Raw genomic sequence first — 23,807 nt, forward strand, 5'->3', positions numbered from 1 at the left:
GCTGTTGTGGGCCCCCCCCGCTCCCGGCCACAGTTGTATCCTCGTCTCGGGACGCAAACCCCAAGTCGCGGCCGCGAGAGCATTCCGAGTATGTACGAGGCCGTCCGCGCCCATCCCGAGGGACAGAGCACGGTCGCCAGGCTCGCGAAACGGGCGGCCGACTACGGCTACGAGGGCGTGGTCGTTCGCAACCACTCCGGAACTCGAGCCGACTACGACGCCGACGCGATCGCCGACGAGTACGGGATCGACGTCGTCGACGGCGTCGAGATCCGAGCCGACGACCCCGAGCAGGCGAGCGGCTCTGTCGGTAACTTCCGTCCCTCGAATACGATCCTCGCGCTCGAGGGCGGGACCGACGCCCTGAACCGGTTTGCCGTCGAGCAGGCGAAGATCGACGTGCTGGCGGGCCCGATGGCCGGCGACGGCGACGTCAACCACGTGCTGGCGAAGGCGGCCGCCGAGAACGGCGTCCGCATCGAGTTCGACCTCTCGGGCGTGCTCCGGGCCAGCGGCGGCCGGAGAGTGCGGGCGATCCAGTCACTGCGGAAGCTCGAGGAGATCGTCGACTACTACGACGCCCCCTACGTCGCCAGCGCAGACCCGGCGTCGCACCTCGAGCTGCGCGCACCCCGCGAACTGCGGGCGGTAGGCGAGGAGATCGGCCTCTCGAGCGAGTTCGTCGAGGACGGCCTCGCCGAGTGGGGGCGACTGGCGGAGCGCAATCGTCACGTCCACTCCGAGTCGTTCATTGAGCCGGGGGTCGAACGGGGGAGGTATGAAGAAGAGTCCTGAGGAACACGCCGCCCGCTTCGACGAGAAAGCCAGCGAGTACGACGAGTCGAAATCCGACGAGTACCGGGCCTGTGCGAACCTGGTGATCGAACACGCCGCTCCCGACGCCGAGGACGTCGTCCTCGATCTGGGGACCGGAACGGGTGCCATCGCGCTCGCGCTCGCGCCCGACGCCGAGCGGGTCGTCGGTCGTGACATCAGCGAGGGGATGATGGACGAGGCGAGAACGAAGGCCCAGGATGAGGGTCTCGAGAACGTGGAACTCGACCGCGGTACCTTCCGCGAGCCCGAGTACGACGGCCCCGTCGACATCGTCACGTCGAACTTCGCCATGCACCACCTCTCGGACGAGGAGAAACGGGAGGCGATCGACGTAATCGCCGGCCTCGAGCCCCGAAAGTTCGTCCTCGGCGACGTGATGTTCTTCGGCGAGCCCGATCCCGAGGCGCCGTTTTACTCGCCCGACGTCGACGACCCGGCGACGGTCGGTACGCTCGCGGACGCGTTCACGAGCGCAGGCTTCTCGCTGACGGCCGTCGAGCGGGTCCACGACCAGGTCGGCGTGCTGGTCGCCGAGCGGAGTCCGGTCGCCGAGGCCGAGGCTCCCGACGAATGAAACACCTCCCGAAACACCTCCAGCCCCGGTGGCGCTACCTCGCCCTCGAACTCGAGGGCTGGCCCGACGCCGAGATCGGCCGGCGGGCGTTCCAACGGGAGTGTTGGTACGCGGGCCAGAACCTGCTCGGCGATCCGGGCAGCGCCGCGGCCGATCTGACGGTCGTTCGTTTCGAGTTCGAAGACGGAACCGGTTCCGCGATCGTTCGGGTCCGCCGCGGCGAGACCGAACCTGCCAGGGCGGCGATCGCCTGTATCGACGAGGTCGACGGCGCTGCGGTCGGGATTCGGGTCCGCGGTATCAGTGGCACGATCCGTGCCGGTGAAGAAAACTATTTAGGACGCCGCCGGCAAGAATCGAAGGAGAGAAACGTCGTGTTCCGGAACGAGGAGCGAGTCGCCGTCGTGCGCGACGGGTCTGCAGACGTGCGACTCGATGACGCGTTCGTGGGAGCGACAGACCTCGATTGCAGTTTCGCGTGATACTATGCAGGGACAACAACAACAGCAGGCGTACGACCGCGGCATCACGATCTTCTCGCCCGACGGCCGACTGTACCAGGTCGAGTACGCTCGCGAGGCGGTCAAGCGAGGCACAGCAAGCATCGGCGTGCGAACCAGCGACGGCGTCGTCCTCGCCGTCGACAAGCGAGTCCCCTCCCCGCTGCTAGAGGACTCGAGCGTCGAGAAGATTCACAAGGCCGACGACCACGTCGGCATCGCGAGCGCCGGCCACGTGGCCGACGCCCGCCAGCTGATCGACTTCGCCCGTCGGCAGGCGCAGGTCAACCACCTCCGCTACGGCGAACCGATCGGCGTCGAGACGCTGACGAAGGAGGTCACCGACCACATCCAGCAGTACACCCAGGTCGGTGGGGCGCGGCCGTTCGGCGTCGCCCTGATCGTCGGCGGTATCGACAACGGCGAGCCGAGACTGTTCGAGACCGACCCCTCGGGGACGCCCTACGAGTGGAAGGCTCTGGCGGTCGGCTCGGACCGCGGCGAACTCCAGGAGTACCTGGAGGAGAACTACGACGACGAAGCCGACCTCGACGGCGGCATCGCCCTCGCGCTCGACGCGCTCGCGTCGGTCAACGACGGTTCCTTGCTGCCCAGCGAGGTCGGACTCGCCACGATCGACGTCGAGAGCGAGTCCTTCGAGCAGTTCGACCACGACAAGATCGAGACCCACCTCGAGGAGAACGACCTGCTCGACGACGGCGAGGACGACGACGCCGACGAGTAATCGCCGAAACGCCGGCAGGAAAAGCTCTTTTACCCGGCCGGAGGTATGCTCCGGTATGATATCGCTCGACGAGGCGGTGACTGCGCGACTCGAGTCACACGGGGCGCGTTTCGAAGTGCTTGTCGACCCGGACGCAGCGCTGGCGATCAAACGCGGCGATTTCGAGGACGATCTCGAGGACGTCATCGCCGCCGAGGACGTCTTCGAGAACGCCTCTCGCGGGGACCGCCCCGCCGAGGACGATCTCGAGAAGGTGTTCGGCACGACCGATCCGATGGAGATCATCCCCGAGGTCATCAGGGAGGGTGAGATCCAGATTACGGCCGACCAGCGCCGCGAGATGCAGGAGCGAAAGCGCAAGCAGCTGATCGACACGATCACGCGCAACGCGGTCAACCCGCAGATGGACAACGCCCCCCACCCTCCCGAACGGATCGACAACGCCCTCGAGGAGGCCGGTTTCACCGTCGATCCGATGGAACCCGCCCAGCAGCAGGTCGACGACGCGCTCGACGATCTGCGGCCCGTGATTCCGATCCGGTTCGAGGAGGTGACGATGGCAGTCCAGATCCCCGCCGAGCACGCCGGCAGCGCGCAGTCGAAGATCCGCGAGTTCGGCGACCTCGAGCGTGAGGAGTGGCAGGCCGACGGCTCCTGGATCGGCGTGCTCACCTTCCCCGCGGGGCTACAGAACGAGTTTTACGACACCGTCAACGAACACTCGAGCGGCGAGGCCGAGACGGAACTTATCAAGGACAAGGACGACCTCAACACGCGGTAGGCCGCGTCCTCGTTCCTTCCTCGGAGGCCGGCTCCGTCGACGGTTCTCGGTCGTGCACTGGATTCAAGACGATCCGCCGCGTACGCAGGGGTATGCTCCGCGACCGTTCAACGGAGGTGTTCGACCGCCATCAGTAGCGTCTCCGGACGCGCGCGTCGTCGCTCGAGCGACGGCCCCGGGACGACTGCGGTCGACCGCACCGACGCCGAGCGAGCCGCCTCGAGCGACCACCGACCGACCTACACACGAGTATCTGCATGAACGCGATCATCGCCAAACGAGTCGACTCCGGCACGCCAGACACGACCGAGATCCGTGAGCTCGCGGCGGCGGCCGGCTACACCGTCGTCGGCGAAGTGACCCAGTCTCGAACCGCCGACGCGGCGCTTCAGCTCGGCGAGGGAAAAGCCGAGGAGCTCGCCGAGGTCGCCGACCGGACCGAGGCGACGACGGTGATCTTCGACAACCGGCTCGGTCCCTACCAGACGTACAACCTGGGCCAGCTGCTGCCCGAGGGCGTCGAGGTCATCGACCGCTTCACCCTGATCCTCGAGATTTTCGGCCAGCGCGCCCAGACCCGGAAGGCCCAGCTCCAGGTCGAACTCGCCGAACTCCGCTACGAGCTCCCGCGAGCCGAGGCCAAAACGAGTCTCGCCAAGCGCGAGGAACACCCCGGGTTCATGGGGCTCGGCGAGTACGACGAGAGCCGCGAGCGGGACATCAAAGCCCAGATCAGTCGCATCAAAGACGAGCTCGAGCAGATCGAGCAGACGGAGGAACACCGCCGCGAGCGCCGTCGGGACTCGGGGTTCGATCTGGTTGCGCTCGCCGGCTACACCAACGCCGGCAAATCGACGCTGCTTCGCCGACTCGCGACCGACCTCGAGGTCGAGGAGAACGAGGACCTTCACCCCGATCTGGACGCGACCGCCGAGTCCCAGGATCGGTTATTCACGACGCTGGGGACGACGACCCGGAAGGCCGACATCGAGCCCCGGGACGTGCTGGTCACGGACACCGTCGGCTTCATCAGCGACCTCCCTCACTGGCTGGTCGAGTCGTTCAAGTCGACGCTGGACTCGGTCTACCGGGCGGATCTGGTCTTGCTCGTCGTCGACGTCAGCGAGGACGTCGACGAGATCCACGAGAAGCTCGTGACTAGCCACGACACCCTCTACGAGCGCAACGAGGCGCCGATCGTCACGGTGTTGAACAAGATTGATCAGGTGAGCGAGGAGGAGCTCGCCGAGAAGCGCGAGGCGCTGGCCGCGCTCGCGCCGAACCCGGTTACCGTCAGCGCGAAGGAGGGAGTGAACGTCGACGGCCTGCTCGAGCGCATCGATCGGGAGCTACCCGATTGGGAGGCAGAACGGCTCGTCCTGCCGATGACCGACGACACGATGAGCGTGGTCTCCTGGCTCCACGACAACGCCCACGTCGAGGACGTCACCTACGGCGACGAGGACGTCCTCGTGGCGTTCGAGGCCCGGCCCACGGTCATTTCGCAGGCCCGTTCTCGAGCGAGCGAGCTACAGACGGCTGCGGCGGAGTCGGCGTAGCTCGTTTTCCGAGCCCGTTACGCCGAGAAAACACTTATTCTCGCGGGGAGGACGAACCGTATGAACAAGCGAACGAGACGCGGGTGGCTCGCGACGGTCGGTGCGATCGGCGTCGCGGGGTGTTCGTCGGCGAGCAACGGCTCTGAATCGGACGACGACGAGTCGACGATCGACACGACGTCTCCGGACGGGTGGCCGGCGGCCGGTCACAACGTAACGAACACGAGACACTCACCGGCCGACGGACCGAAAAGCGGCGTCGAACCGCGGTGGACGTTCGACGGCGTGTCGCTCGAATTCGACGATCCGTCACTCGCCGTGGCCGACGGAACCGTCTACGTCGGAACCGAGGACGGCCGGGTCCGAGAGCTGGATTCCGAGACCGGCGACGGGTCGACGCTCGCGGATCTGGACGACAGCGAGCACCGATCCGACGACGTTCCGGTCCGGGCGGTGACGGTAGCCGGCGATCGGCTGTACCTCGTCAGCGACGGCGTGTACGCGGTGGACGCAGCAACGGGCGAGGAGCTGTGGACGTTCGAGGAAACGGCGCTCGAGTCCGGATCCGGGATCGAGACGCCGGCGGTGGTCGCCGAGGGGACGGTGTACGCCGGCGGCTACGGGCTCTACGCGATCGACGCCGAAAGCGGGGAGGAGCGGTGGCACTTCGAGACCAAGACGCTTCCCGAAACGGCCGACGGGTTCGACGGCTCCGTCGGCTGGCTGGTCTCGAGTGCGCCGGCGGTCGCTCGAGGGACGGTCGTCTGCAATACGGCGCTGCCAATCCTTTATGCGGTCGACGTCGAAACTGGCGAGGAGGCATGGTCCCTCGAGGGAACGGATCGGCTCCGTGGAACTCCGGCCGCCGACGACGACGTCATCTATCAGGCCGAAGACGGCGGCGTCGCCGCGATCGACCTCGAAACCGGTGAGACGCGCTGGCAGGCCGAGACGTCGGAGCTGTCCGTCCAGGGGTCACCGGCGGTCGCCGACGATACCGTCTACCTCGCCGGCGGGCCGCTGGTCGGGTTCGACGCCGAAACCGGCGATGAGCGCTGGCGCGTCGACCTCGACTCGGAGTACGAGCGAACGGTGACCGTCGGTCGAACGAGTCCGATCGCGACCGACGAGACCGTATACGTCGCCGAGGACGATCGGAGCGCGGTGTTTGCGGTATCGATTGCTGACGAGACCATCCGCTGGAGTACCGAGCCGACCGACAGGATCGGAACGCACGGCGGGCTGGCGCTCGCGGACGGTCTCGTCTACGCGCTCCGTGCCGACGGCACCCTGGTCGCACTCGAGGGGGAGTAAGTCGACGGCAAACGCCTACTCGAAGCCACCGACGGCCGACGAACGCTGCCGCAATCCCTCCAATATAAATCATTGACTTGAGTCGGGTAGGGTATGGAACGCGTTGCAATCATCGGTGCCTCGATGACCAAGTTCGGGCAACGCGAGGAGTGGGTTCAGGAGCTCCTCGCCGAGGCCGGGCTCGAGTGTCTCGAGGACGCAGGCGTCGACGCCGAAACGGTCAAACACCTGTACGTCTCGAACATGGCCAGCGGCGAGTTCGAGGGACAGACCGGCGTGATGAACGGGCTGGCCCACGACATCGGTGCGGTCCCGGCCTACACCCAGCGCATCGATCAGACCAGCTCGAGTGGCGGGGCGGGAATCTACGCCGCCTGGCAGTCGGTGGCAAGCGGGGCCAGCGAGATGACGCTGCTCGTCGGCGGTGAGAAGATGACCCACCGGACGACCGGCGAGGCCACCGACGTCATCGCCTCGCTCACCCACCCTGTCGAGTACAAGACCGGCGTGACGCTACCCTCCTTTGCCGGGATGACCGCGCGTCACTACCTCGAGCGCTTCGATGCGCCTCGAGAAAGTTTGGCGAAGGTCGCCTCGAAGAACCACAAAAACGGCGTCGACAACCCCCACGCGCAGTTCCAGAAGGAGGTCGACGTCGACACCGTCCTCGAGTCGCCGATCGTAGCGGACCCGCTGCGGCTGTACGACTTCTGTCCGATCACCGACGGCTCGGCCGCGCTGATGTTGTGTCCCGAGTCGGTCGCCCAGGAGTACACGGACGAGTACGTCGTCATCTCGGGGATCGACGGCGCCACCGATACACACGTCGTCCACGAACGCGAGGACCCGACGGTGATGGGTGGCGTCGTCGAGAGCGGCGAGGGCGCCTACGAGATGAGCGGGCGCGACCCCGACGATATCGACGTCGCCGAGCTCCACGACATGTTCACCATCCTCGAGTTCCTGCAAATGGAGGGGCTGGGATTCGCCGAGCAGGGCGAGGCCTGGGAGTTGGTCGAGGAGGGGTACACCGAACGGGATACGGGCGAACTCCCGGTCAACACCTCCGGCGGGCTCAAATCGAAGGGCCATCCACTCGGTGCGAGCGGCGTCGCCCAGGGCGTCGAGATCTACGAACAGCTGATGGGCGAAGCCGGCGACCGCCAGGTCGATGCGGAGGTCGGGCTCTGTTGTAACGTCGGCGGGTTCGGCAACTGTGTGATTACGACAATTATGGAGGCAGCACGATGACGATGGAAGCGACCCGATACGACGACGGCACGATCAGCTACCCCGGTCACCCGCGCAGCCGGAACGGCGCGGAACCGGTCGAGACGATCGATCTCAGCGAGTACACCGCCGAGGTCGTAACGTGGACGACCAGCACCGCGACGCCGCCGGGGGTCCGGGAACCCAACCATCTCGCGATCGTCGAGTTCGATGTCGGCGAGGTCGCCGAGACCTCGGAAGGCGACGCGGTCGACGACGGGGAGGACGTCGAGACGTCGGTTCGAGCACTCGTCCAGCTCACGGACGACGAGGCAGAAACCGGCGACGAGGTCGAACCGGTTTACACCGAGGAGCTCCGCGAGCCCGGCGCCGGCATCAGAGAACCCGACAGCCAGGACTGGGACGGCTACCGGTTCGAACCGGTCTGAGGATCGTCGTCTCCAGAGTCCTCGGGTTCTTCTTCGCTGGTTTCGTTGCGGCCTTCGTCGTCGTTGCTCTCGGGTTCCTCCGAATACCGATCCTTGAGCGTCTCGAGCTCCGCGTCCACGTCGACGCTCGAGTCGGGGTCGTTGCCGTCCTCGTCCGTCTCCGTCGTTTCGTCGGGCTGCTCGATGTCGATTCGGATCGGGCCGTCCTCGTCGGCTTTCTCACGGCCTTCGACGGCGCGTCGCAGCCGTCCGTCGACCTCGTCGCGGAGTTCGCGGGCCTCGACGAGCAGCTCTCGAGCGTCCTCGTCGGCAGGTAACGTCCCCTCGGAGGCCGCCCGCTGGAGCTCTGCGAGGACGGTGTCGAGCTGCGAGAGCGTCGTTTGGCGCACCTCGCTCGCGCGCGTTCCGACGCGGTCGGTGCTCTCGTCGACGCGGTCGCGGACCTCCCGCTCGGTGCGGACGATTTCGAGGCCGCGCTGGAGGGCCTCGAGGGTTCGAACGCTCGACTCGAGCGTCGCCAGTAGCGCCGGGATCGCGACCTCGTCGGCCACTCGGAGCAGCTCCCGGGGCGTCGGCGGACGAGGCGCGGGAAACCGAGGACGAGGGCGGCGAGCGGGGTCCTCGAGTTCGGTTCGGAGCTCCTCGATCGTCGTAGTGAGCTCGCGGATCGCGTCCGCGACCTCGTCGTCGGGATCAGGATCGGCCATACCCCGCTCTACACGGGCCGGGACCAAAAGCCGGGCGTTCGTATCAGTCGGAAAACCGACCGGTCGCTCGCGCGGAACCAAGCGTTTTTGGCCGACTGGCTCCCCTACACTGGTGTGCGAATCGAGAACAGCTTCATCCCGGTTCGTGGCGTCGGAGAGACCACCGAGCGCCGGCTCTGGGAGAACGGGGTTACCCACTGGGAGGAGTTCGACGGCAGCGTGGTCGGCGACACGCTCGCCGACCGAATCGAGACGTTCATCGACGAGGGGTGGGACCACCTCGAGCGTGGCGACGTCTCGACGTTCGCCGAGGCGCTGCCGGCCGCGAGCCGGTGGCGACTCTACGAGAACGTCCGGGAGGAGACCGCTTTTCTGGACATCGAGACGACCGGCCTGAGTGCCGATCGCAACGACGTGACGACGGTATCGATCCACCGCGGTGACGAGACGAAGACGTTCGTCCAGGGTCGGGACCTGACCGCCCGGCGCCTCGAGGCCGAACTCGAGGAGTCGGCGCTGCTGGTGACGTTCAACGGGCAACGCTTCGACGTTCCGTTCCTCGAGACGTGCTACGACATCGACGTGACGGTTCCTCACGTCGACCTCATGTATCCCTGCAAGAAGGTAGGACTCGACGGTGGACTGAAGGCGATCGAACGCGAGGTGGGAATCGGTCGCGACATGCCCGACCTCAGCGGTCGGGACGCGGTTCGGCTCTGGCACGAATACGAGAGCGGCGACGACGCCGCTCTCGAGCGCCTCGTCGAGTACAACCGCGCCGACACCGAGAACATGAAACCGCTGCTAGAGACGGTCGCCGGCCGACTCCACGAGTCGGTGTTCGAGACCGCCTGTCGGGACGCGTAACCGTCGCTCGTCGTCAACCGACGGCGGGGCGAAAACAGTCGTCTCGGTTCGAACGGTTCGGTCTACTCGAGTTCCCTGACGTCGACGTCGCCCTCGCTAGTTACGACGACGTGGTAGCCACAGTAGTCGAACTCGATCCGTCCGCTGGCCCGGTGCATCCCGTTCTCTCGAGGGGCAAACAGCGAGTCGAGCGCCTCGGGGTTGATGACCTCGTAGAGTGCGTCGTACTTCGGCGGTTCGATGTCAGTCGGCTCGACACCCTCTCGGTCGGCGACAGCGGCGACGACTTCGTAACTTAACGACGCGGCAGAGGCTGTGTCGGAACGGTCGACTGAGAGTAGCATTAGCCGGAGTCTTTCCGTCGCCATATATAAACCCTCTGTCCTCTACTCGCCCTGGAAGTACAACAAAGAACATCATACGACAAATACGCCCATCAGAGACTATATTCGAACATCAGACAAGGATCGAATTTGAGACGCTTTTTTTTCCGAGAATACCTCTCAGAGAAACACCGTACGCTATCGCAGACGACCCGTACGGTCCGGACGCTGACGACGTCAGGAGCCGAACAAAAGAACGAACCACCCTTCGATCGATATCGGTTCTCGATCCCTTCCCTAGCTCGAGTTATCGACGGTCGTCGACGCCGTCGGAGAACTCGTTGCCCGACATGGAGACCGAGCCCGAGCCGTTTTGGATGCGCACCGAGCTGCTGCCGTCTGCGGCCTCTGCGGTGGTGTTTTCGATGGTGACGTCGCTCGCATTGTGGACGGTGAGCGGAACGTGACTCGTCTCGAACTCGCTGTCCGCGATGAGGTAGTCGCTACCGCGAACTTCGAGTCCGCGTCGGCGACCGTCGCCGAGTTGTTCGACCGAGAGTCCTTCGAACTGGCAGTTGTTTCGCTCACAGAAGATCGCCGGCTGGATCGGGGATCCGCTGGCGCTGCCGAGGATATTGACGTCCTCGAGAGAGACGGCACCGGGACTGTTACCGAGGATGCGGAAGGCGTAGGAGCTGCCGTTGATTTCGACTTCGGAGTTCACGAAGTCGACCTCGCCGGCACCGCTGTCGACGCGGACGGCCGCACTCTGGCCCTCGACGGAAACTCGAGTGTTGGAGATCGTGGTCGACTCGGCGCCTTGCATAATGCGGATCGCTTCGCCGTTCTGCTGTGGAATGTCGACGGTGACGTTCGAGACGGTGAACTGATTGGCCTGGTCGAGGCGAATCGCGTGCTGTCCCTCCGCCTGAACGCTGTTCTCGTCGACGGCGATGATCGCGTCCTCGATCGAACCCTCGTTTCCGCTGAGGCGGATCGAGGCGGTGGCGCTGTTCTCGTACCAGCCACCCTCGACGTCGATTCGACCGTTGTCGCCGGACGCGTACAGACCGTTATCGGGGAATCCGCCGAGTATGCAGTCCTTGAACCGGATATCTCCCTGGTGGTTGTCGTTGAGGATAATCCCCGTTGCGCCGCGCCATCGACCGCCGTTCGGCGTATCGTCGACGTGTACCGCGCCGTCGAACGCGTGGAAGCAGTCGACGATACCGGTGCCGTCGGGATCCGTGATGTTGAACAGCGCGGGACCCCAGGTACCGCTATCGTGGACGCCGTGGACGAAAATGTCACGGACGACGAGTTCGTCCGTGACTTCGGCGCTGATCACGCGGATACCGGTGTCCGATGCGGTCTGGTCGACCTCGAAGCCCTCGAACCAGACCGAGCCACCGGGGATATCGCTCGTCCCGAGTCGGAACAGTCGGGCCTGCGAGCTCCCGAACGTGTGGTAGTCCGCCGGAACCAGCGTTGCACCCTCCCCGACGAGCCCGACGTTGTTGAATCCGGTGAACCGCACCTGATCGTCCATGTAGTACTCCCCTTCGGGGAACTTCAGGAGCGTGTCCTCTGCGATGTTTTCCTGAATAACGGGGGTGACCGACTCGTTGCCGTTCGGATCGGCGCCCGCTTCAACCATGTCGACTACGTTGCTGTAGTCGCTTTCGCTCGCACTCGCGTCCGTGGATGCGGACGCCATTCCGGCTACGGAAAGCGTTCCGAGTCCCGCAAGACATCCCTTCAGATACGTTCGTCGACCTGTCAGCCAGTTACCAGAGTCGTTCGACATTACGACTTTCCGTACAAACGGGTCGGTTATACATATACTCGAAGTAATTTGACTTGAAAGTATCTCAGCTCGCGAACGACCCCGCTCAACAGTTTCAAGCCCGACGGAGCGGGTCGAGACGTTCCCAGCGAGTGGAACGAGAAATCCGAGGTTATCGCGGAAATAAGCGCGTCAGACCGTGTGAATCGCGGCGAAGAACAGTTTCGTGAGAGATCGGGCCGAGTACTTATACGGACTAAGAAGTTGTGCGTATTGAAACAGTCCTCCTACGGGTTTTTCACCCGGTTCAGCGGATCGATTGCGGAACTATATCCGACCGACCCCGAATTAGTCCGCCATGAATCGGAACGGGTGGGGCTCATACGCGCGTTCGAAACGACTCGGCCATTGACTAACGACTGAACAACTCGAAGAAAATGAAAGTCGACTCGAGCGGTACGGGATCTCGAGGCGGACGGACGTGTCCGTCGAATAACCAAAGCCGAGCCGATCGGTGAGAGTTCGATTCGCGCTCGCGACGTCAAGCCAGGGGTGGGATTTGAACCCACGAAGTCTCGATTACAAGTCGAGTGCATGAACCGCCCATGCTCCCCTGGCGCAGCAGTGAGTTACCGTTCCTCCTTTGAGTGTGTATCGTTTTCCGATCGGTCCTCGAGCGACCGTCGCATCGACACTCTGTAGGGTTCGTACGCGCGGTCCTCGTAGAACCGTCTCGCGGTCTCGTTGTCCGACAGCACCTCGAGGATCACGACCTCGGCACCACGGTCGGCGAGTGCGTCCTCGGCGGCCTCGAGCAGCGCTGTTCCGACCCCGCGGTCACGGTAGGCGGCTGCGACGTAGATGTTCGAGAGCAGCCCCCGGGTCGCGTCCAGCTCGAGGGACCCTCGCTCGAGCGAGTAGGTGACGAAGCCGACGATCGACTCCCCGTCGCGTGCGACGAGGAGCCCGTCGGTGTGAAGGTGTCCGGCGAGCGTCTCCCGCATTGTCTCCCGGTTTTCCTCGTCGCGAACGAACGAGCCGTGGTCGCGCTGATCACGAGCCAGCCGCACCCACAGCTCGGTGATCGCCGGCAGATCCCCCTGTGTTGCGGGCTCGACGACCGGTGAGTCCGGAGTCATTGTCCTCCGGTCGATAGCTGCGTTCAAAAGATCTTCTTATCTCTCGCCGTCACGGCCGGAACGGGCTTTCGGCGGTGAGCTCACACCGACCGACAGTCCGAACAGACCAGCCGACCGTTGGCGTCCCACAGCGAGTCGGCGAGCGACCCGCAGGCCTCGCAGACGCCCTGTGTGGAGAACTCGTCGCCGCCGTTTGGCAACAGTTCGGTCTCGAGCTCGTCGCCGGGACGCGAGGATCGGGACTGCTCGAGGGGGCGTTCCGACTCGAGGGAGTTGTCGGGGCTGCTGCTCGCCGCCCCCTGGAAGGAGCCGGCGGCGGTGATGACGTCCCGCTGGGTGAGCACGCCGACGACCTCGTCGTCGTTCTCGACGACCAGGTTCCGGATGTTCTGTCGGCTCATCGTCGTCGCGGCGTCGGCCAGCGACCAGCCCGCGTTGATCGAGATTACCGGGCTGGTCATGACCTCCCCGACGGTCGTTTCGGCCGGATCGTCCTCTTCGGCGACGAGGCCGAGCACGTCCCACTCGGTCACGATTCCGACCGGCTCCGAGCCGCGAACCACGAGGGCACAGCCCGCCCGTTCTTCGCGCATCAGTCGAACGGTACCCAAGACGGGATCCGACTCGCTGACACCGACGTATTCGGTCGTCAGGACCTCCCTGACGGACAGTTCCGGTTCCATATGTGTACACATCCCACGGACTGGCTAAAAACTATCTCCGGCACGGTTAAGTGAGCGCGTGACAAACGTATGAGGTTCGACAGTGCCTGCGAAGATTCGCAAGAACGGGCGCGAGTGTGACCGCGAGCCACCTCACCAGCCCAGTTCGATTCTGGTTCCGTCGGCACGGCAGTCCTCGAGGGCGTGTTTGGCGGCGATGCCCGCCTCGTGGGCGCTTCTCCCTCGGCCGGCGCCGACCTGAAGCTCGACGTCGACGTCCTCCTGGACGTGATAGATCGCCTCCTCGTACTGGGCTTCGTCGAGGTCCGGACAGACGACGATGACGTTGTCGCCGCCGACGAAGAAGGCAAGGCTCTCGTGGGCCCGCCGCATGTGACGCATAAGCGAGGCGTACCCCTGCTCGATCTCGATGAACGTATCGAAGGCGTTGAGCTCGTCGGTGTACTCGCCCGTCGCGTCGATAACGTCGAAGTGTGCGATCTGGACGTCCGCGCCGGTGCGGTGGGCGTCGTCGATGGTTCGGCCCTCGAGACACTCGCGTCGGTTCTTGTCCTGTGCGCTGCCGGCCTCCTGGATCAGCGCGGTCGCGTCCGAAAGCGCCTGTACTGGGGTTGTCCCGGTCGCGACGCCGAGGCTGACCGTCACCGGGTACCGGTTGCCGACGGACTCCTGGAGGAGCGCGTGGTCCTCGCGTGAGAGTCCGTTCGTGACGGCGATCATGTTGTCGAAGCGGGTGAAAAAGACGTAGCCGTCGCGGTTACCGACGAACTGGGAGACGTCGGCGTACAGCCGCGACTGGAGCGTCTGGAGATCGGCTTCCCGGCGCGGTTCGGGCGTTACGGTCCAGGGACCGTAGTTGTCGATCTGGAGGAGCGTAACCTGCGTGTTCGTCACGGTATCCGAAGGTTTCGATCGGCGTCATATAAGTGGTACGTAATCCAGATCCGTGACGGCTCAGGCGGGCTTTTTCTCCGGGTCGCTCCCCTTCGGGTGGTACTCCCAGAAGTCGCCGGCCCGCATCGCCGCACCGACGGCCTTGTGCATGTCGAGTATCGTCTCGAACTCCTCGACCTCGACGTACTCGAAGATCTCGCGCATCGGGACGACACGCTGGTAGTTGATCCGGATCGGATCGTCGCCGTGCTCGGCGACGAACTCGTCGCGGTTCATCGGGAAGTCCTCTTCCTCGTCGACCTTGTCGGCGATGATCCGCATGTCGAACTTCCGCATTCCCTCGCTGCCCTGTTCCCCGTCGGGGTCGAATGGCCAGTCCATACTCCGAGGTGTGTGTGGGGACCGCAAAAGGATTACCCTCCGATCCGAGCGCCTCGAGGGGGCTCCACGGGGAGCTGTCCCCCTCGTCACCGATCAGTCGTCCGCAGCCGTTTCGGCGTCGGTTCGCTCGAGTTCGCCGTCCTCGAGCAGTTCCTCGCGGTGTTCGTCGAGCAGTGGCGCCCGTCCACCGGGTTCGGGCGGGGTCTCGGTCATCTTGATCGGCGAGCCCGCGATCTCGACGGTTTCGTCGGAACCGGGCTGTTCGACCGGCACGAGCATCTCCCGATCGCGGACGTGGGGATCCTCGAAGATCTCGTCGGTGCTCTGGACCGGCGCGACCGGAACCCGCCCCTCGAGGGTCTCGACGAGGTCGGCGGTTGCGAGACCGGCCGCCCAGTCGGCGATCTCCTCGCGAAGTTCCTCGCGGTGCTCGAGGCGGTCCGCGGCGGTGGGGTACTCCGCGGCGAGATCCTTCCGCCCCATCGCCTCGCAGACCTCGTTCCAGTGGTTCGTGCCGAAGGCAGCGATCACGGCGTGGCCGTCGCGAGTCTCGAAGGCGTCGTAGGGGAACAGCGTCGGGTGGGAGTTGCCACGCCTCGAGGGCGCCTCGCCGGTGTAGGAGTGCTGGTAGACTGCTCGCTCGGTCATGCTGAGCATCGCGTCGTACATCGCGGTGTCGACGTACTGGCCCTCGCCGGTCCGGTGGCGGTGGTTGACTGCGGCGAGGATGCCGATGCAGTTCAGCGTCGCGGTAAAGAGGTCGCCGATGCCGGGCCCGACCTTCGTCGGCGGACCCTCCTCCTGTCCGGTGATCTCCATGACCCCGCCCAGCGCCTGCGCGATGAGGTCGAAGGAGGGCTGACCCTGTCGGTGGGTCTCGCCCGTACGCGGATCGCCGAAACCTCTGATCGAGGAGTAGATCAGCTCCGGGTTGCGCTCTTTGAGCGTTTCGTACCCGAGGTCGTACTTCTCCATCGTCCCCGAGCGGTAGTTCTCGACGACGACGTCGGCCTCCTCGACCAACGAGAGGAAGTCCTCGCGATCGTCGGGGTCGTTGAAATCGAGCTCGAGGCTGCGCTTGCCGCGGTTGACGCTCTGGAAGTAACCGCCGTAGGCTTCCGCTTCCGCATCGTCGACGAACGGCGGGTTCGATCTGATCAGGTCGCCGCCCGGGCGCTCGATCTTTACGACGTCGGCGCCCATATCCGCGAGCAACATCGTACAGTACGGGCCGGCCAGCACCTGCGTCAGATCAATCACGCGCAGATTCGACAGTGCGCCCATGAGAGCGAGTGACTGGGGACAGGCGCAAAAACCTTTGCAATAGATCATGAAGGTGTGGTTGTCTCTCAAGGGGGTGATGCTAGGCTGTATAAGGAGTATTATCATGATCAACCATTAACTTTATACGGGTATTCCTCATGGTTCTGCACACGATGTCCCGAACGGTCGTCCTCGGCGTGATCGGCTCCGACGCCCACGTCGTTGGCATCACGATCCTAGAGCAGGCCCTGAGTGCAGCTGGCTTCGACGTCGTCAACCTCGGCGTCCAGACCTCCCAAGAGGACTTTGCGGAGGCAGCGGTAGCCCACTCGGCGGAGGCGGTACTCGTCTCCTCGCTCTACGGTCACGCCGAGCAGGACTGCCAGGGGTTCCACGAGGTCCTCGCGGAGGCCGACGTCGACGCCCTCACCTACATCGGCGGCAACCTCGCCGTCGGGCAGGACGACTTCGATCAGACCCGCGCGACCTTTGAAGAGCTCGGGTTCGATCGGGTCTTCGACTCCGAGACCGACCCCGAGGAGGCCATCGCCGCCCTCGAGCGGGACCTCAACGTTACGACCACCGAGTCCGATCAGGTTACGGTCACCTCATAGCCCGCCCTCGATGATACGAGACGAACGCATTCCATCCGACGAGCTACGGCGCATCGACGACGAGATCCGGTCCGGCTGGTCCACTGGCGAGGACGTCGACTTCGAGGAGGCAATTGCCTACCACGAGTCGCTGCCGGCGAGCAAACGCTTCGCCGACGTCCTCGAGTCGGCCGACGACCCCCTCCTGCAACCGCGCGCGGGAGTCCCGCGACTCGGCGATCAGATCGAGCTGCTCGAGTACCTCCATGGGGAGGGGAAAGCAGACCTCTTGCCGACGACGATCGACTCCTACACGCGTGACAACGAGTACGGGAAGGCCCAGGAGGGTCTCGAGAAGGCCCGCGAGACCGGCGAGGACACCCTCAACGGCTTCCCCGCGGTCAACCACGGGATCGAGGGCTGTCGCGAGCTGATCGAGGCGATCGACGCCCCGATCGAGGTCCGCCACGGCACCCCCGACGCCCGTCTGCTGGCAGCGATCACCTTCGCCGGCGGCTTCCAGAGCTTCGAGGGGGGTCCGATCTCGTACAACATCCCCTATACCAAGCGCCACGGGCTCGAGGAGACCATCGAGAAGTGGCAGTTCGTGGATCGACTCGCGGGCGCGTACACCGAACGGGGCGTGCGGATCAACCGCGAGCCGTTCGGCCCACTGACGGGGACGCTCGTGCCTCCGTCGATCGCGATCGCGATCATGATCGTCGAGGGCCAGCTCGCCGCCACGCAGGGCGTGCGCTCGATCACGCTGGGCTACGGCCAGGTCGGTAACGTCGTCCAGGACGTCGCCGCCCTGAACGCCTTACAGAAGCTCGGCGACGAGTACCTCCCCGACGAGGTGTGCGTGACGACGGTCTTCCACGAGTGGATGGGCGGCTTCCCGCCCGACGAGGCCCGTGCCAACGGCGTCATCAGCCTCGGCGCGATGACCGCCGCCATCGCCCAGCCGGACAAGGTCATCACGAAGTCCCCCCAGGAGTTCCAGGGCGTCCCGACGAAGGAGGCAAACGCTTCCGGGCTCCGCACGACGCGACAGGTCATCGACATGGCGATCGAGCAGAACATCGATATCGACGGCATCGCGGAGGAACAGGAGTTGATCGAGCGCGAGACCCGGTGTCTCATGGACACGATCTTCAGCCACGGCGACGGCGACGTCGTTCAGGGAACGATCAAGGCGTTCGACTCGGGAGCACTCGACGTCCCCTTCGCCCCGAGTGACAGCGCGAAGGGCGCGGTGTTGCCCGCACGCGACGACGACGGGCGGGTTCGGATCTTCGAGTGGGCCGACCTCGAGATGGACGACGACATCAAGGAGATCCACAAGGCCCGGCTCTCCCAGCGGGCCACCACCGAGGGTCGCGAGGAGTCGTTCCGTATGGTCGCCGACGACGTCGACGCGATCAGCGACGGAAAGCTCATCGGCCGCCCCCAGGACAAGGGAGGTGTCGGCAGTGCGGATTGAGGCGATCCACGCCACACCGGGCTACAGCGGGTTCTTCTTCGACGACCAGCGCGCGATCAAGGAGGGTGCTGTCCAGGAGGGGTTCACCTACGACGGCGACCCCGTCACCGACGGCTTCGACGAGATCCGCCAGGCCGGGGAGACACTGATCGTCGACGTCGAGCTCGCAGACGGCAGCGTCCACCGTGGCGACTGCGCGGCGGTCCAGTACTCCGGCGCGGGCGGGCGCGATCCGCTTTTTCGGGCCGCCGAGTATGCCCCGATCGTCGAGGGTCCCGTCGCCGAGGAACTCGTCGGTCGAGAGGCAAGCGAGTTCCTCGAGAACGCCGACCTGCTCGAGGACGGCGAGTTCGACGGGGATCGGCTCCACACGGCGATCCGCTACGGCGTCTCCCAGGCATTGCTGGCGGCGGCAGCCCACGACGCCGGAACCACGCGAACCGACGTCCTCGCCGATGAACTCGACACGGAGCCGGCGACCGAGCCCGTCCCCGTGTTCGGTCAGTCCGGCGACGACCGGTACGTCAACACCGAGAAGATGTTCGTCAAAGGTGTCCCGGTTCTGCCACACGGTCTCATCAACAGCGTCGAGAAGATCGGCGAGGACGGCGAGACCTTACTCGAGTACATCGAGTGGCTCGCCGAGCGCTCACAGGAACTCGGGCCAGAGGGGTACGATCCCCGGTTCCACATCGACGTTTACGGGATGATCGGGGAAATCTTCGGCCCCCCTTACGACCGCGACGAAGTCGTCGACTACTTCGGGGCGCTCGAGAACGCCGCGGCCCCGTACCCGATCCAGATCGAGGGACCGATGGACGTCGGCGACCGCGAAGCACAGATCGAGGCGATGGTCGAGCTCCGCGAGGGGCTCGCCGACGCCGGCGTCGGCGTCGACATCGTCGCCGACGAGTGGTGTAACACCTTCGAGGACGTGCGGGCGTTCGTCGATCGGGGCGCGGCCGACGTCGTCCAGATTAAAACCCCCGACCTCGGCGGGATCCACCGCAGCGGGCAGGCGGTCAGGTACTGCGAGGGGACCGACACCCGCGCCTACCTGGGCGGCACCTGCAACGAGACGGAAACGTCCGCGCGCGCCTGTGCACACGTCGCGCTCGCAACAGACGCCGCGCAGGTGCTCGCGAAACCCGGGATGGGGTTTGACGAGGGATACATGATCGTCGAGAACGAGATGCGTCGAACCGTCGCTAGGCGAACACGGGAACAGCGGCCGACGAGCGCAGACGAGGTGACTGCAGATGACTGATGAGATGACCGAGATCGATTGGACCGATGCAGAGACGTTCTCGCGCGCGCTCGAGCGCGCCGACACCCGCGAGAAGGGGAACTTCTTCGAGGCGTTCGCGGAGGGCGACCTGATCGAGCACGATCCCGGACTCACGCTCACGCGGTGGGGCAACGAGGCCTGGATGAGCCAGACGCTGAACCACGATCCCGCCTACTGGCGGACCGACGCCGCCCGGGATCGAGGGTTCGACGAGCCACCGATCCACCCCGACTACCTCACCGCCGCGACGCTGGGGATCACCGTCGAAGACCTGAGCGAGAAGGGGGGCTACTTCCTCGGGCGCACCGACGTCCGGTTCCCCGGAACCCCCGTCTACGCCGACACCGAACTGCGCGTCGAGAGCGAGGTCGTCTCGACGGCGACCTCGAGTTCCCGACCCGAGTACGGGATCGTCACCTGGCGTACTCGAGGGATGGACGCAGCGACCGACGACGTGCTGTGTTCCTACGAGCGGACGAACATGATCCCGCGACGTGAGCCGGTGGCGACCGACGGCAGCGGCGGAAGCGCTGCGGCGGCCGAAGAACCCGACGAGCCCGTACTTCCGAGCGAGTTCGTTACTCCCGACAGCGGCGCCTTCGAGGATTTCCGCGAGGCCCTTGAGCGCGCCGACGACCGGGACGCCGCGGTCGCCTACCGCCACGAACGGGGTCGCACGCAGGACGACACGACCGTCGCCGGGCTGCCGCTGGCGACGCTGAACACCGCCAAACAGCACCACAACGCCGACGTCATGGCCGACTCGCCGTCGGGCGACATCGTCACCTACGGCGACGTCACCCGATCGACGGCGCTGGGTCACGCCCGCTCCGACGAGGACACCTACCGAGAGGTCGGGTTCGACGACGAACAGTTCCACACGTTCGTCACGCCCGGCGATACCGTCTACGCGTTCACCCGCGTCCTCGAGGCCGAAGAGACGAGCTGCGACGAAGCGGGCACCGTCCGCTTCGAACACATCGCGTTCAACCAGGACGAGACACCGGTTTACTCCGGCACTCGTACCGCGGAGATCCGCAAGCGCTCGAGCTGAACCGCCCGCCGACCGCCCGTTTCCGACCACACCAGACACATCCACACGTATGACCGACGATACCGAGATCCGACTCTGCCGCACGTTCCAGACCGCACCCGCCGCCGTCCCCAAGGAGGAGACGGCGAAGTACCTCGTCTCGGCGCTCGAGGCCGAGGGGTTCCAAGCGCCCGACTGGCTCGTCCCCGACCTCGAGGACGGCACCGCGCCCGACATGAAAGCCGAGGGGCTCGAGAACACGATCGATCGCGTCCCGGAGTACGAGTTCCCCGGCGAGATCCACCCACGTGTCGAGTGGGCCTACGACGACGACCGGTTCCGGGAGAAAGGTCGCGACCAGATCGACCGCCTGGTCGCCGAGATCGGCGACGAGATCGACGGCGTGGTCGTCCCGAAGGTCGGCCGCGTGGCGGACGTCGAGCGAGCTGCTGCCGCCGTTGCAGAGGCCGAGCGCGAGCACGGTTACCCCGACGGCTCGATCGATCTTTCGATCATCATCGAATCGGGGCGGGCCCGCTCGGACCTCCGTGAGATCGCGACGTTCGGCGAGGATTCGCGACTCACCGCCTTGATCTTCGGACCGGTCGACTACGCCGCCGAGCTGGGCGGTCGCGACCTCGGGGAGGGCATGCCCCGCTGGGACGGCCTGCTCGAGGCGCTGTCGAATGAGGCCAGCGCGGGCGGGCTGCTCGCGATCGGCGGGCCGTTCGACGACCTGTTCAAAGAGCGGGCGGGGCTGACCTACTACAACGCCGACGCGTACGCCGACCAGGTCGAACGCGAGGCCCAGGTCGGTCTCGACGGCTCCTGGTCGCTGTACCCCAAGCAGACGATCCAGGCGAACACGATCCACATGCCCACCCCCGAGGAGCTCGAGCGCGACGTCCACAAGATCGAGCGCTTCAACGAGGCCAAACGCGAGGGCACCGGCGCCGTGACGATCGACGGCCAGATGGTCGACGAAGCGACGTTCAAGAACTTCCGCAACACCGTTCGGACGGTCCGCGCGATCCACGACCGCAGACCCGACCAGACCGACAAGCGCTATGACGACGAGCTGTTGGGGCGGGCGCTCGAGCTCGAACTCTCCTATCGGTAGTCGCTGAGTCGTCGTCCCGATTTTCGTTCGATCTCGGCTCGAGCCGAGCGAATCTAGCGGGTAGCGCACTCGAGGAACGCTATTTAGCGTTCGATACCGCAGTCCGTTCTCGGGGCCGTCCTCCTACCCAGTCTCGAGCGGGCTCGATCACCCACAAAACACACATACATTCAGTTATTCTCACTATTCTATGTCGCGGCCGTGATAAATAGCGACACCATGTACAGCCCGATCGATTTCCGTTCCGTCCACCTCCCTCGAGACGGGTTGGCATGACGGACTCGAGACTGCCGGCGGGCAACATCCGGTGGGGGTGGCGGTGTCCGCGGTGCGATACGGACGTCACGGTTGCGCGGAACCCGCAGACGGGGACGTTCAGCTGGGGGTGCGAGAAGCCGGACTGCCTCGCGGTCGGATTCGGGTTCCGCTCGCGGCGCCGTGCCCGGCTCGGCGTGCTCGAGTACCGCAAGCGTTATGCGAACGTCTACCGCTAATCACACCGCGCTTCGGTCGGATTGCGGGCCGCTACGCGGCGGCCCAAAGACACTTGTCGTTCTGTCTAAAATCCGGAACCAATGACCGCCGAGGACGTCCTTCTTCGGCTGAACGTTATCATCGGACTCCTGGTCATCCTCCTCGCGATTCAGCTGTCTGCTATCTTCCCGTTTGGAGTCCTGTCGTTCGTGATCGCGCTGACGATCCTGTTCGCACCGGGGCTGTTCTTGCTGTTGCGCCACTCCGAATCGGCGTCCTCGGTGCGGTGAGTCGGACGACACATCCGATCCGTCCATACCGGCGTCCTCGCTTCGTTCGTCGTCGATCGCAGGGAAAGACGGTGGGGATGGGATTCGAACTACGCGAGGACGGTCCCGCTCGCTCACTCCGTTCGCTGTGCGGGCTGCGTCTTCTCTCGTTCCAACCCATCGTCCACGCTTTGCTCCTCACGTATTGTTCGTCGTAAAAGCGGTGGGGATGGGATTTGAACCACGGTCGTTCCGCTCGCCGTGCTCGCTCCACTCCCTGATTCAAATCCCACCGTTTCGTTTTTCGGCTCACGTGCTCCTCGCGAGGCTCGTCGCAGTTGTTCGCCGAAAAACGGTGGGGATGGGATTTGAACCCATGAGGCTTGACAGCCACCTGCTCTCAAGGCAGGCGCGTTAGGCCGCTCTGCCACCCCACCTCACCTCTACGTTCTCCACCCGTTCAAAAAGGGTTATCGGTCTACTCGCGCTCGAGGGACTCACCTTCCCCGACTCCCACTCCGATCTCGTCGGCGATCGCCGTCGTCGTCGCTCCCTGGGAGCGGTCGGCAACCGCTCGAGCCCGGCCGCCCGCGATCGTCGCACAGAGGCCGGATTCGGTCGCGATCGTCGGCAGCATCGGGGCGAACCCGACGCCGAGTCCGGCGTCGTCGGCCCGCTCGGCGAGCGTCGCCAGTTCGGGTACTGCGTCGGCATCTGTGAAGTCGATCGGCTCGCCGAATCCGGCGAAGTACGTTCGCCCGCCCGAGGAGGGACCGAGGACGACGTCGTGGCGCCGCAGCGACATCGCCGCGCCGTCGATCTCGGTGCGGCCGATCAGCGGCGCCGTCGGCTCGAGGACGCCGACGCTGGTGGCGTCTTCCTGCTCGAGCAGGTGGGTCACCGTGTTCCCGATCCGCGCCGAGCGGGTCGAGCCGACCTGGCGTTCGAACCGGACGTCCTCGAGGTCGCCCAGCGCAGCGGTAGCAAGCTCTCGGATCTCCGCCTTCGGCTCTCCCGAGAACGAGTCGGGGAGGGTCTCCTCGTCGCGGTAGTTCACGAGCAGGTCGCCGCCGCTCGCCGCGACCGAGCGGAGGACGTCGACGACGGAAGCCTCGTAGAGCTCGACGGCCTCTGCCTCGGTCAGCACCGTTCGGTCGGCGAGCGACGACAGCACGAGTCCCTCGCGGGACGGGGAGACGGGGACGACGACGATCATACCCGGTCTCGGGCGTGGCGGGCCTTGAACGCGACGGCTCCGGACGCCGTCGGCGACGTAGAGTTATGTGGGTGGCGACCACTCGTCCGGTATGGACGCGCGCTCGAGCACTGGACTGGTCGGAACGCTCGCGATCGCCCTGTTGGTCGGAATCGGCGTCGGCGGCTTCCTCGCCGGCTACGTCATCGACTCGCCCGGCGAGTGGCTCGCGCCGACGGTCGGCTCGCTGGCCGTCGCTGCCGTCGTCGTCGGCGCACTGATCGCGCTCGGATCGGGATCGACACGGCGACTGGAGAACCCGTACTGGTAGCCCAACTGCC

The 23,807-nt window shown here is 65.4% G+C and carries 27 protein-coding genes and 2 tRNA genes; 18 read left to right on the forward strand and 11 right to left on the reverse strand.

Translation table 11 applies throughout. From position 1 onward, the window contains the following. Positions 1-90 precede the first annotated feature (90 nt). The 9 genes from QA600_RS09375 to QA600_RS09415 all read left to right on the forward strand — a co-directional run bounded on the left by QA600_RS09375 (position 91) and on the right by QA600_RS09415 (position 7,968). Positions 91-795: an RNase P subunit p30 family protein gene (locus QA600_RS09375; RefSeq protein ID WP_278291682.1), complete on the forward strand. Its 705-nt coding sequence runs from the start codon at positions 91-93 to the stop codon at positions 793-795. Next, a complete protein-coding gene (locus tag QA600_RS09380) occupies positions 779-1,411 on the forward strand; it encodes a class I SAM-dependent methyltransferase (protein WP_278291683.1) in 633 nt (210 codons plus the stop codon). The genes QA600_RS09375 and QA600_RS09380 overlap by 17 nt, the downstream gene beginning before the upstream one ends. Then, the gene (locus tag QA600_RS09385; RefSeq protein ID WP_278291684.1) at positions 1,408-1,893 is read left to right on the forward strand and encodes an Rpp14/Pop5 family protein; all 486 of its coding nucleotides are present in this window, start codon (positions 1,408-1,410) and stop codon (positions 1,891-1,893) included. Before QA600_RS09380 ends, QA600_RS09385 begins: the two co-directional genes overlap by 4 nt. A 4-nt stretch (positions 1,894-1,897) precedes the next feature. Next, complete coding sequence (psmA, locus tag QA600_RS09390) at positions 1,898-2,656, forward strand: archaeal proteasome endopeptidase complex subunit alpha (RefSeq protein WP_278291685.1); 759 nt, start codon at positions 1,898-1,900, stop codon at positions 2,654-2,656. A 55-nt stretch (positions 2,657-2,711) separates the two neighbouring features. Then, the gene (locus QA600_RS09395; protein WP_278291686.1) at positions 2,712-3,437 is read left to right on the forward strand and encodes a ribosome assembly factor SBDS; all 726 of its coding nucleotides are present in this window, start codon (positions 2,712-2,714) and stop codon (positions 3,435-3,437) included. A 257-nt stretch (positions 3,438-3,694) separates the two neighbouring features. Further along, positions 3,695-4,996, forward strand: a complete 1,302-nt coding sequence (gene hflX / locus QA600_RS09400; RefSeq protein ID WP_278291687.1) for a GTPase HflX — start codon at positions 3,695-3,697, stop codon at positions 4,994-4,996. Between the two features lie 60 nt (positions 4,997-5,056). Beyond that, positions 5,057-6,310 (forward strand): PQQ-binding-like beta-propeller repeat protein, encoded by a 1,254-nt coding sequence (locus tag QA600_RS09405; protein WP_278291688.1) that lies wholly within the window; start codon positions 5,057-5,059, stop codon positions 6,308-6,310. Positions 6,311-6,403: 93 nt separating this feature from the next. Continuing rightward, entirely contained in the window at positions 6,404-7,561 is a 1,158-nt protein-coding gene (locus QA600_RS09410) for a thiolase family protein (RefSeq protein ID WP_278291689.1), read from the forward strand. Next, positions 7,558-7,968, forward strand: a complete 411-nt coding sequence (locus QA600_RS09415; protein ID WP_278291690.1) for a nucleic acid-binding protein — start codon at positions 7,558-7,560, stop codon at positions 7,966-7,968. The genes QA600_RS09410 and QA600_RS09415 overlap by 4 nt, the downstream gene beginning before the upstream one ends. Here QA600_RS09415 and QA600_RS09420 read toward each other — a convergent pair. Then, positions 7,947-8,675, reverse strand: coding sequence for a hypothetical protein (locus QA600_RS09420; RefSeq protein WP_278291691.1), 729 nt, complete (start codon positions 8,673-8,675; stop codon positions 7,947-7,949). The genes QA600_RS09415 and QA600_RS09420 overlap by 22 nt on opposite strands. Positions 8,676-8,789: 114 nt before the next feature. Between QA600_RS09420 and QA600_RS09425 the strand changes: the two genes are divergently transcribed. After that, positions 8,790-9,542 carry a ribonuclease H-like domain-containing protein gene (locus tag QA600_RS09425; protein WP_278291692.1) on the forward strand — a complete coding sequence of 251 codons (753 nt, stop codon included), beginning with the start codon at positions 8,790-8,792 and terminating at the stop codon, positions 9,540-9,542. 62 nt (positions 9,543-9,604) lie between these two features. On the opposite strand, the gene QA600_RS09430 is transcribed toward QA600_RS09425, so the two are convergent. From QA600_RS09430 to mct, 8 genes are all read right to left on the reverse strand, one after another. Beyond that, the gene (locus QA600_RS09430; RefSeq protein WP_005555604.1) at positions 9,605-9,886 is read right to left on the reverse strand and encodes a HalOD1 output domain-containing protein; all 282 of its coding nucleotides are present in this window, start codon (positions 9,884-9,886) and stop codon (positions 9,605-9,607) included. Positions 9,887-10,172: 286 nt separating this feature from the next. After that, the gene (locus tag QA600_RS09435; RefSeq protein ID WP_278291881.1) at positions 10,173-11,582 is read right to left on the reverse strand and encodes a hypothetical protein; all 1,410 of its coding nucleotides are present in this window, start codon (positions 11,580-11,582) and stop codon (positions 10,173-10,175) included. A gap of 613 nt (positions 11,583-12,195) precedes the next feature. Further along, positions 12,196-12,269: transfer RNA gene (locus QA600_RS09440), tRNA-Thr, on the reverse strand. Between the two features lie 11 nt (positions 12,270-12,280). Next, the gene (locus tag QA600_RS09445) at positions 12,281-12,790 is read right to left on the reverse strand and encodes a GNAT family N-acetyltransferase (RefSeq protein ID WP_278291693.1); all 510 of its coding nucleotides are present in this window, start codon (positions 12,788-12,790) and stop codon (positions 12,281-12,283) included. A gap of 80 nt (positions 12,791-12,870) precedes the next feature. Next, on the reverse strand, positions 12,871-13,473 hold the full coding sequence (locus tag QA600_RS09450) for a CBS domain-containing protein (protein ID WP_005555610.1): 603 nt from the start codon (positions 13,471-13,473) through the stop codon (positions 12,871-12,873). A gap of 132 nt (positions 13,474-13,605) precedes the next feature. After that, a complete protein-coding gene (locus QA600_RS09455) occupies positions 13,606-14,367 on the reverse strand; it encodes a GTP cyclohydrolase III (protein WP_278291694.1) in 762 nt (253 codons plus the stop codon). A gap of 60 nt (positions 14,368-14,427) precedes the next feature. After that, positions 14,428-14,748: a DUF5785 family protein gene (locus tag QA600_RS09460; protein WP_278291695.1), complete on the reverse strand. Its 321-nt coding sequence runs from the start codon at positions 14,746-14,748 to the stop codon at positions 14,428-14,430. A gap of 93 nt (positions 14,749-14,841) precedes the next feature. Next, positions 14,842-16,032, reverse strand: a complete 1,191-nt coding sequence (gene mct / locus QA600_RS09465; protein ID WP_278291696.1) for a succinyl-CoA:mesaconate CoA-transferase — start codon at positions 16,030-16,032, stop codon at positions 14,842-14,844. A 137-nt stretch (positions 16,033-16,169) separates the two neighbouring features. On the opposite strand from mct, the gene glmS reads away from it, so the two are divergent. The 7 genes from glmS to QA600_RS09500 all read left to right on the forward strand — a co-directional run bounded on the left by glmS (position 16,170) and on the right by QA600_RS09500 (position 22,292). After that, positions 16,170-16,625 (forward strand): methylaspartate mutase subunit S, encoded by a 456-nt coding sequence (glmS, locus tag QA600_RS09470; protein WP_278291697.1) that lies wholly within the window; start codon positions 16,170-16,172, stop codon positions 16,623-16,625. A 10-nt stretch (positions 16,626-16,635) separates the two neighbouring features. After that, positions 16,636-18,087: a methylaspartate mutase subunit E gene (locus QA600_RS09475; RefSeq protein WP_278291698.1), complete on the forward strand. Its 1,452-nt coding sequence runs from the start codon at positions 16,636-16,638 to the stop codon at positions 18,085-18,087. Continuing rightward, positions 18,077-19,354, forward strand: a complete 1,278-nt coding sequence (locus QA600_RS09480) for a methylaspartate ammonia-lyase (protein WP_278291699.1) — start codon at positions 18,077-18,079, stop codon at positions 19,352-19,354. Before QA600_RS09475 ends, QA600_RS09480 begins: the two co-directional genes overlap by 11 nt. Then, positions 19,347-20,429, forward strand: coding sequence for a 2-methylfumaryl-CoA hydratase (gene mch / locus QA600_RS09485; protein WP_278291700.1), 1,083 nt, complete (start codon positions 19,347-19,349; stop codon positions 20,427-20,429). Before QA600_RS09480 ends, mch begins: the two co-directional genes overlap by 8 nt. A gap of 49 nt (positions 20,430-20,478) precedes the next feature. After that, positions 20,479-21,528, forward strand: coding sequence for an L-malyl-CoA/beta-methylmalyl-CoA lyase (gene citE / locus QA600_RS09490; protein WP_278291701.1), 1,050 nt, complete (start codon positions 20,479-20,481; stop codon positions 21,526-21,528). A 272-nt stretch (positions 21,529-21,800) separates the two neighbouring features. Next, complete coding sequence (locus QA600_RS09495) at positions 21,801-22,022, forward strand: hypothetical protein (RefSeq protein ID WP_278291702.1); 222 nt, start codon at positions 21,801-21,803, stop codon at positions 22,020-22,022. 81 nt (positions 22,023-22,103) lie between these two features. Continuing rightward, entirely contained in the window at positions 22,104-22,292 is a 189-nt protein-coding gene (locus tag QA600_RS09500) for a hypothetical protein (RefSeq protein WP_278291703.1), read from the forward strand. Between the two features lie 332 nt (positions 22,293-22,624). Here QA600_RS09500 and QA600_RS09505 read toward each other — a convergent pair. Both QA600_RS09505 and QA600_RS09510 read right to left on the reverse strand, forming a co-directional pair. Then, positions 22,625-22,708, reverse strand: a tRNA-Ser gene (locus QA600_RS09505). A gap of 41 nt (positions 22,709-22,749) precedes the next feature. Continuing rightward, complete coding sequence (locus tag QA600_RS09510) at positions 22,750-23,487, reverse strand: hypothetical protein (RefSeq protein WP_278291704.1); 738 nt, start codon at positions 23,485-23,487, stop codon at positions 22,750-22,752. 91 nt (positions 23,488-23,578) lie between these two features. Here QA600_RS09510 and QA600_RS09515 point away from each other — a divergent pair, with 91 nt between their 5' ends. Then, the gene (locus QA600_RS09515) at positions 23,579-23,797 is read left to right on the forward strand and encodes a hypothetical protein (RefSeq protein WP_278291705.1); all 219 of its coding nucleotides are present in this window, start codon (positions 23,579-23,581) and stop codon (positions 23,795-23,797) included. Positions 23,798-23,807 lie beyond the last annotated feature (10 nt).

This window comes from Natronococcus sp. A-GB1, from assembly GCF_029688845.1.
Taxonomy (GTDB): Archaea; Halobacteriota; Halobacteria; order Halobacteriales; family Natrialbaceae; genus Natronococcus.

Excerpts from the sequence above, each read along its gene's own strand:
- QA600_RS09375 (WP_278291682.1), top strand. The coding sequence starts at position 91 with ATGTACGAGGCCGTCCGCGCCCATCCCGAGGGACAGAGCACGGTCGCC.
- QA600_RS09380 (WP_278291683.1), top strand. The coding sequence starts at position 779 with ATGAAGAAGAGTCCTGAGGAACACGCCGCCCGCTTCGACGAGAAAGCC.
- QA600_RS09385 (WP_278291684.1), top strand. The coding sequence starts at position 1,408 with ATGAAACACCTCCCGAAACACCTCCAGCCCCGGTGGCGCTACCTCGCC.
- psmA (WP_278291685.1), top strand. The coding sequence starts at position 1,898 with ATGCAGGGACAACAACAACAGCAGGCGTACGACCGCGGCATCACGATC.
- QA600_RS09395 (WP_278291686.1), top strand. The coding sequence starts at position 2,712 with ATGATATCGCTCGACGAGGCGGTGACTGCGCGACTCGAGTCACACGGG.
- hflX (WP_278291687.1), top strand. The coding sequence starts at position 3,695 with ATGAACGCGATCATCGCCAAACGAGTCGACTCCGGCACGCCAGACACG.
- QA600_RS09405 (WP_278291688.1), top strand. The coding sequence starts at position 5,057 with ATGAACAAGCGAACGAGACGCGGGTGGCTCGCGACGGTCGGTGCGATC.
- QA600_RS09410 (WP_278291689.1), top strand. The coding sequence starts at position 6,404 with ATGGAACGCGTTGCAATCATCGGTGCCTCGATGACCAAGTTCGGGCAA.
- QA600_RS09415 (WP_278291690.1), top strand. The coding sequence starts at position 7,558 with ATGACGATGGAAGCGACCCGATACGACGACGGCACGATCAGCTACCCC.
- QA600_RS09420 (WP_278291691.1), bottom strand. The coding sequence starts at position 8,675 with ATGGCCGATCCTGATCCCGACGACGAGGTCGCGGACGCGATCCGCGAG.
- QA600_RS09430 (WP_005555604.1), bottom strand. The coding sequence starts at position 9,886 with ATGCTACTCTCAGTCGACCGTTCCGACACAGCCTCTGCCGCGTCGTTA.
- QA600_RS09435 (WP_278291881.1), bottom strand. The coding sequence starts at position 11,582 with ATGGCGTCCGCATCCACGGACGCGAGTGCGAGCGAAAGCGACTACAGC.
- QA600_RS09445 (WP_278291693.1), bottom strand. The coding sequence starts at position 12,790 with ATGACTCCGGACTCACCGGTCGTCGAGCCCGCAACACAGGGGGATCTG.
- QA600_RS09450 (WP_005555610.1), bottom strand. The coding sequence starts at position 13,473 with ATGGAACCGGAACTGTCCGTCAGGGAGGTCCTGACGACCGAATACGTC.
- QA600_RS09460 (WP_278291695.1), bottom strand. The coding sequence starts at position 14,748 with ATGGACTGGCCATTCGACCCCGACGGGGAACAGGGCAGCGAGGGAATG.
- mct (WP_278291696.1), bottom strand. The coding sequence starts at position 16,032 with ATGGGCGCACTGTCGAATCTGCGCGTGATTGATCTGACGCAGGTGCTG.
- glmS (WP_278291697.1), top strand. The coding sequence starts at position 16,170 with ATGGTTCTGCACACGATGTCCCGAACGGTCGTCCTCGGCGTGATCGGC.
- QA600_RS09475 (WP_278291698.1), top strand. The coding sequence starts at position 16,636 with ATGATACGAGACGAACGCATTCCATCCGACGAGCTACGGCGCATCGAC.
- mch (WP_278291700.1), top strand. The coding sequence starts at position 19,347 with ATGACTGATGAGATGACCGAGATCGATTGGACCGATGCAGAGACGTTC.
- citE (WP_278291701.1), top strand. The coding sequence starts at position 20,479 with ATGACCGACGATACCGAGATCCGACTCTGCCGCACGTTCCAGACCGCA.
- QA600_RS09495 (WP_278291702.1), top strand. The coding sequence starts at position 21,801 with ATGACGGACTCGAGACTGCCGGCGGGCAACATCCGGTGGGGGTGGCGG.
- QA600_RS09500 (WP_278291703.1), top strand. The coding sequence starts at position 22,104 with ATGACCGCCGAGGACGTCCTTCTTCGGCTGAACGTTATCATCGGACTC.
- QA600_RS09510 (WP_278291704.1), bottom strand. The coding sequence starts at position 23,487 with ATGATCGTCGTCGTCCCCGTCTCCCCGTCCCGCGAGGGACTCGTGCTG.
- QA600_RS09515 (WP_278291705.1), top strand. The coding sequence starts at position 23,579 with ATGGACGCGCGCTCGAGCACTGGACTGGTCGGAACGCTCGCGATCGCC.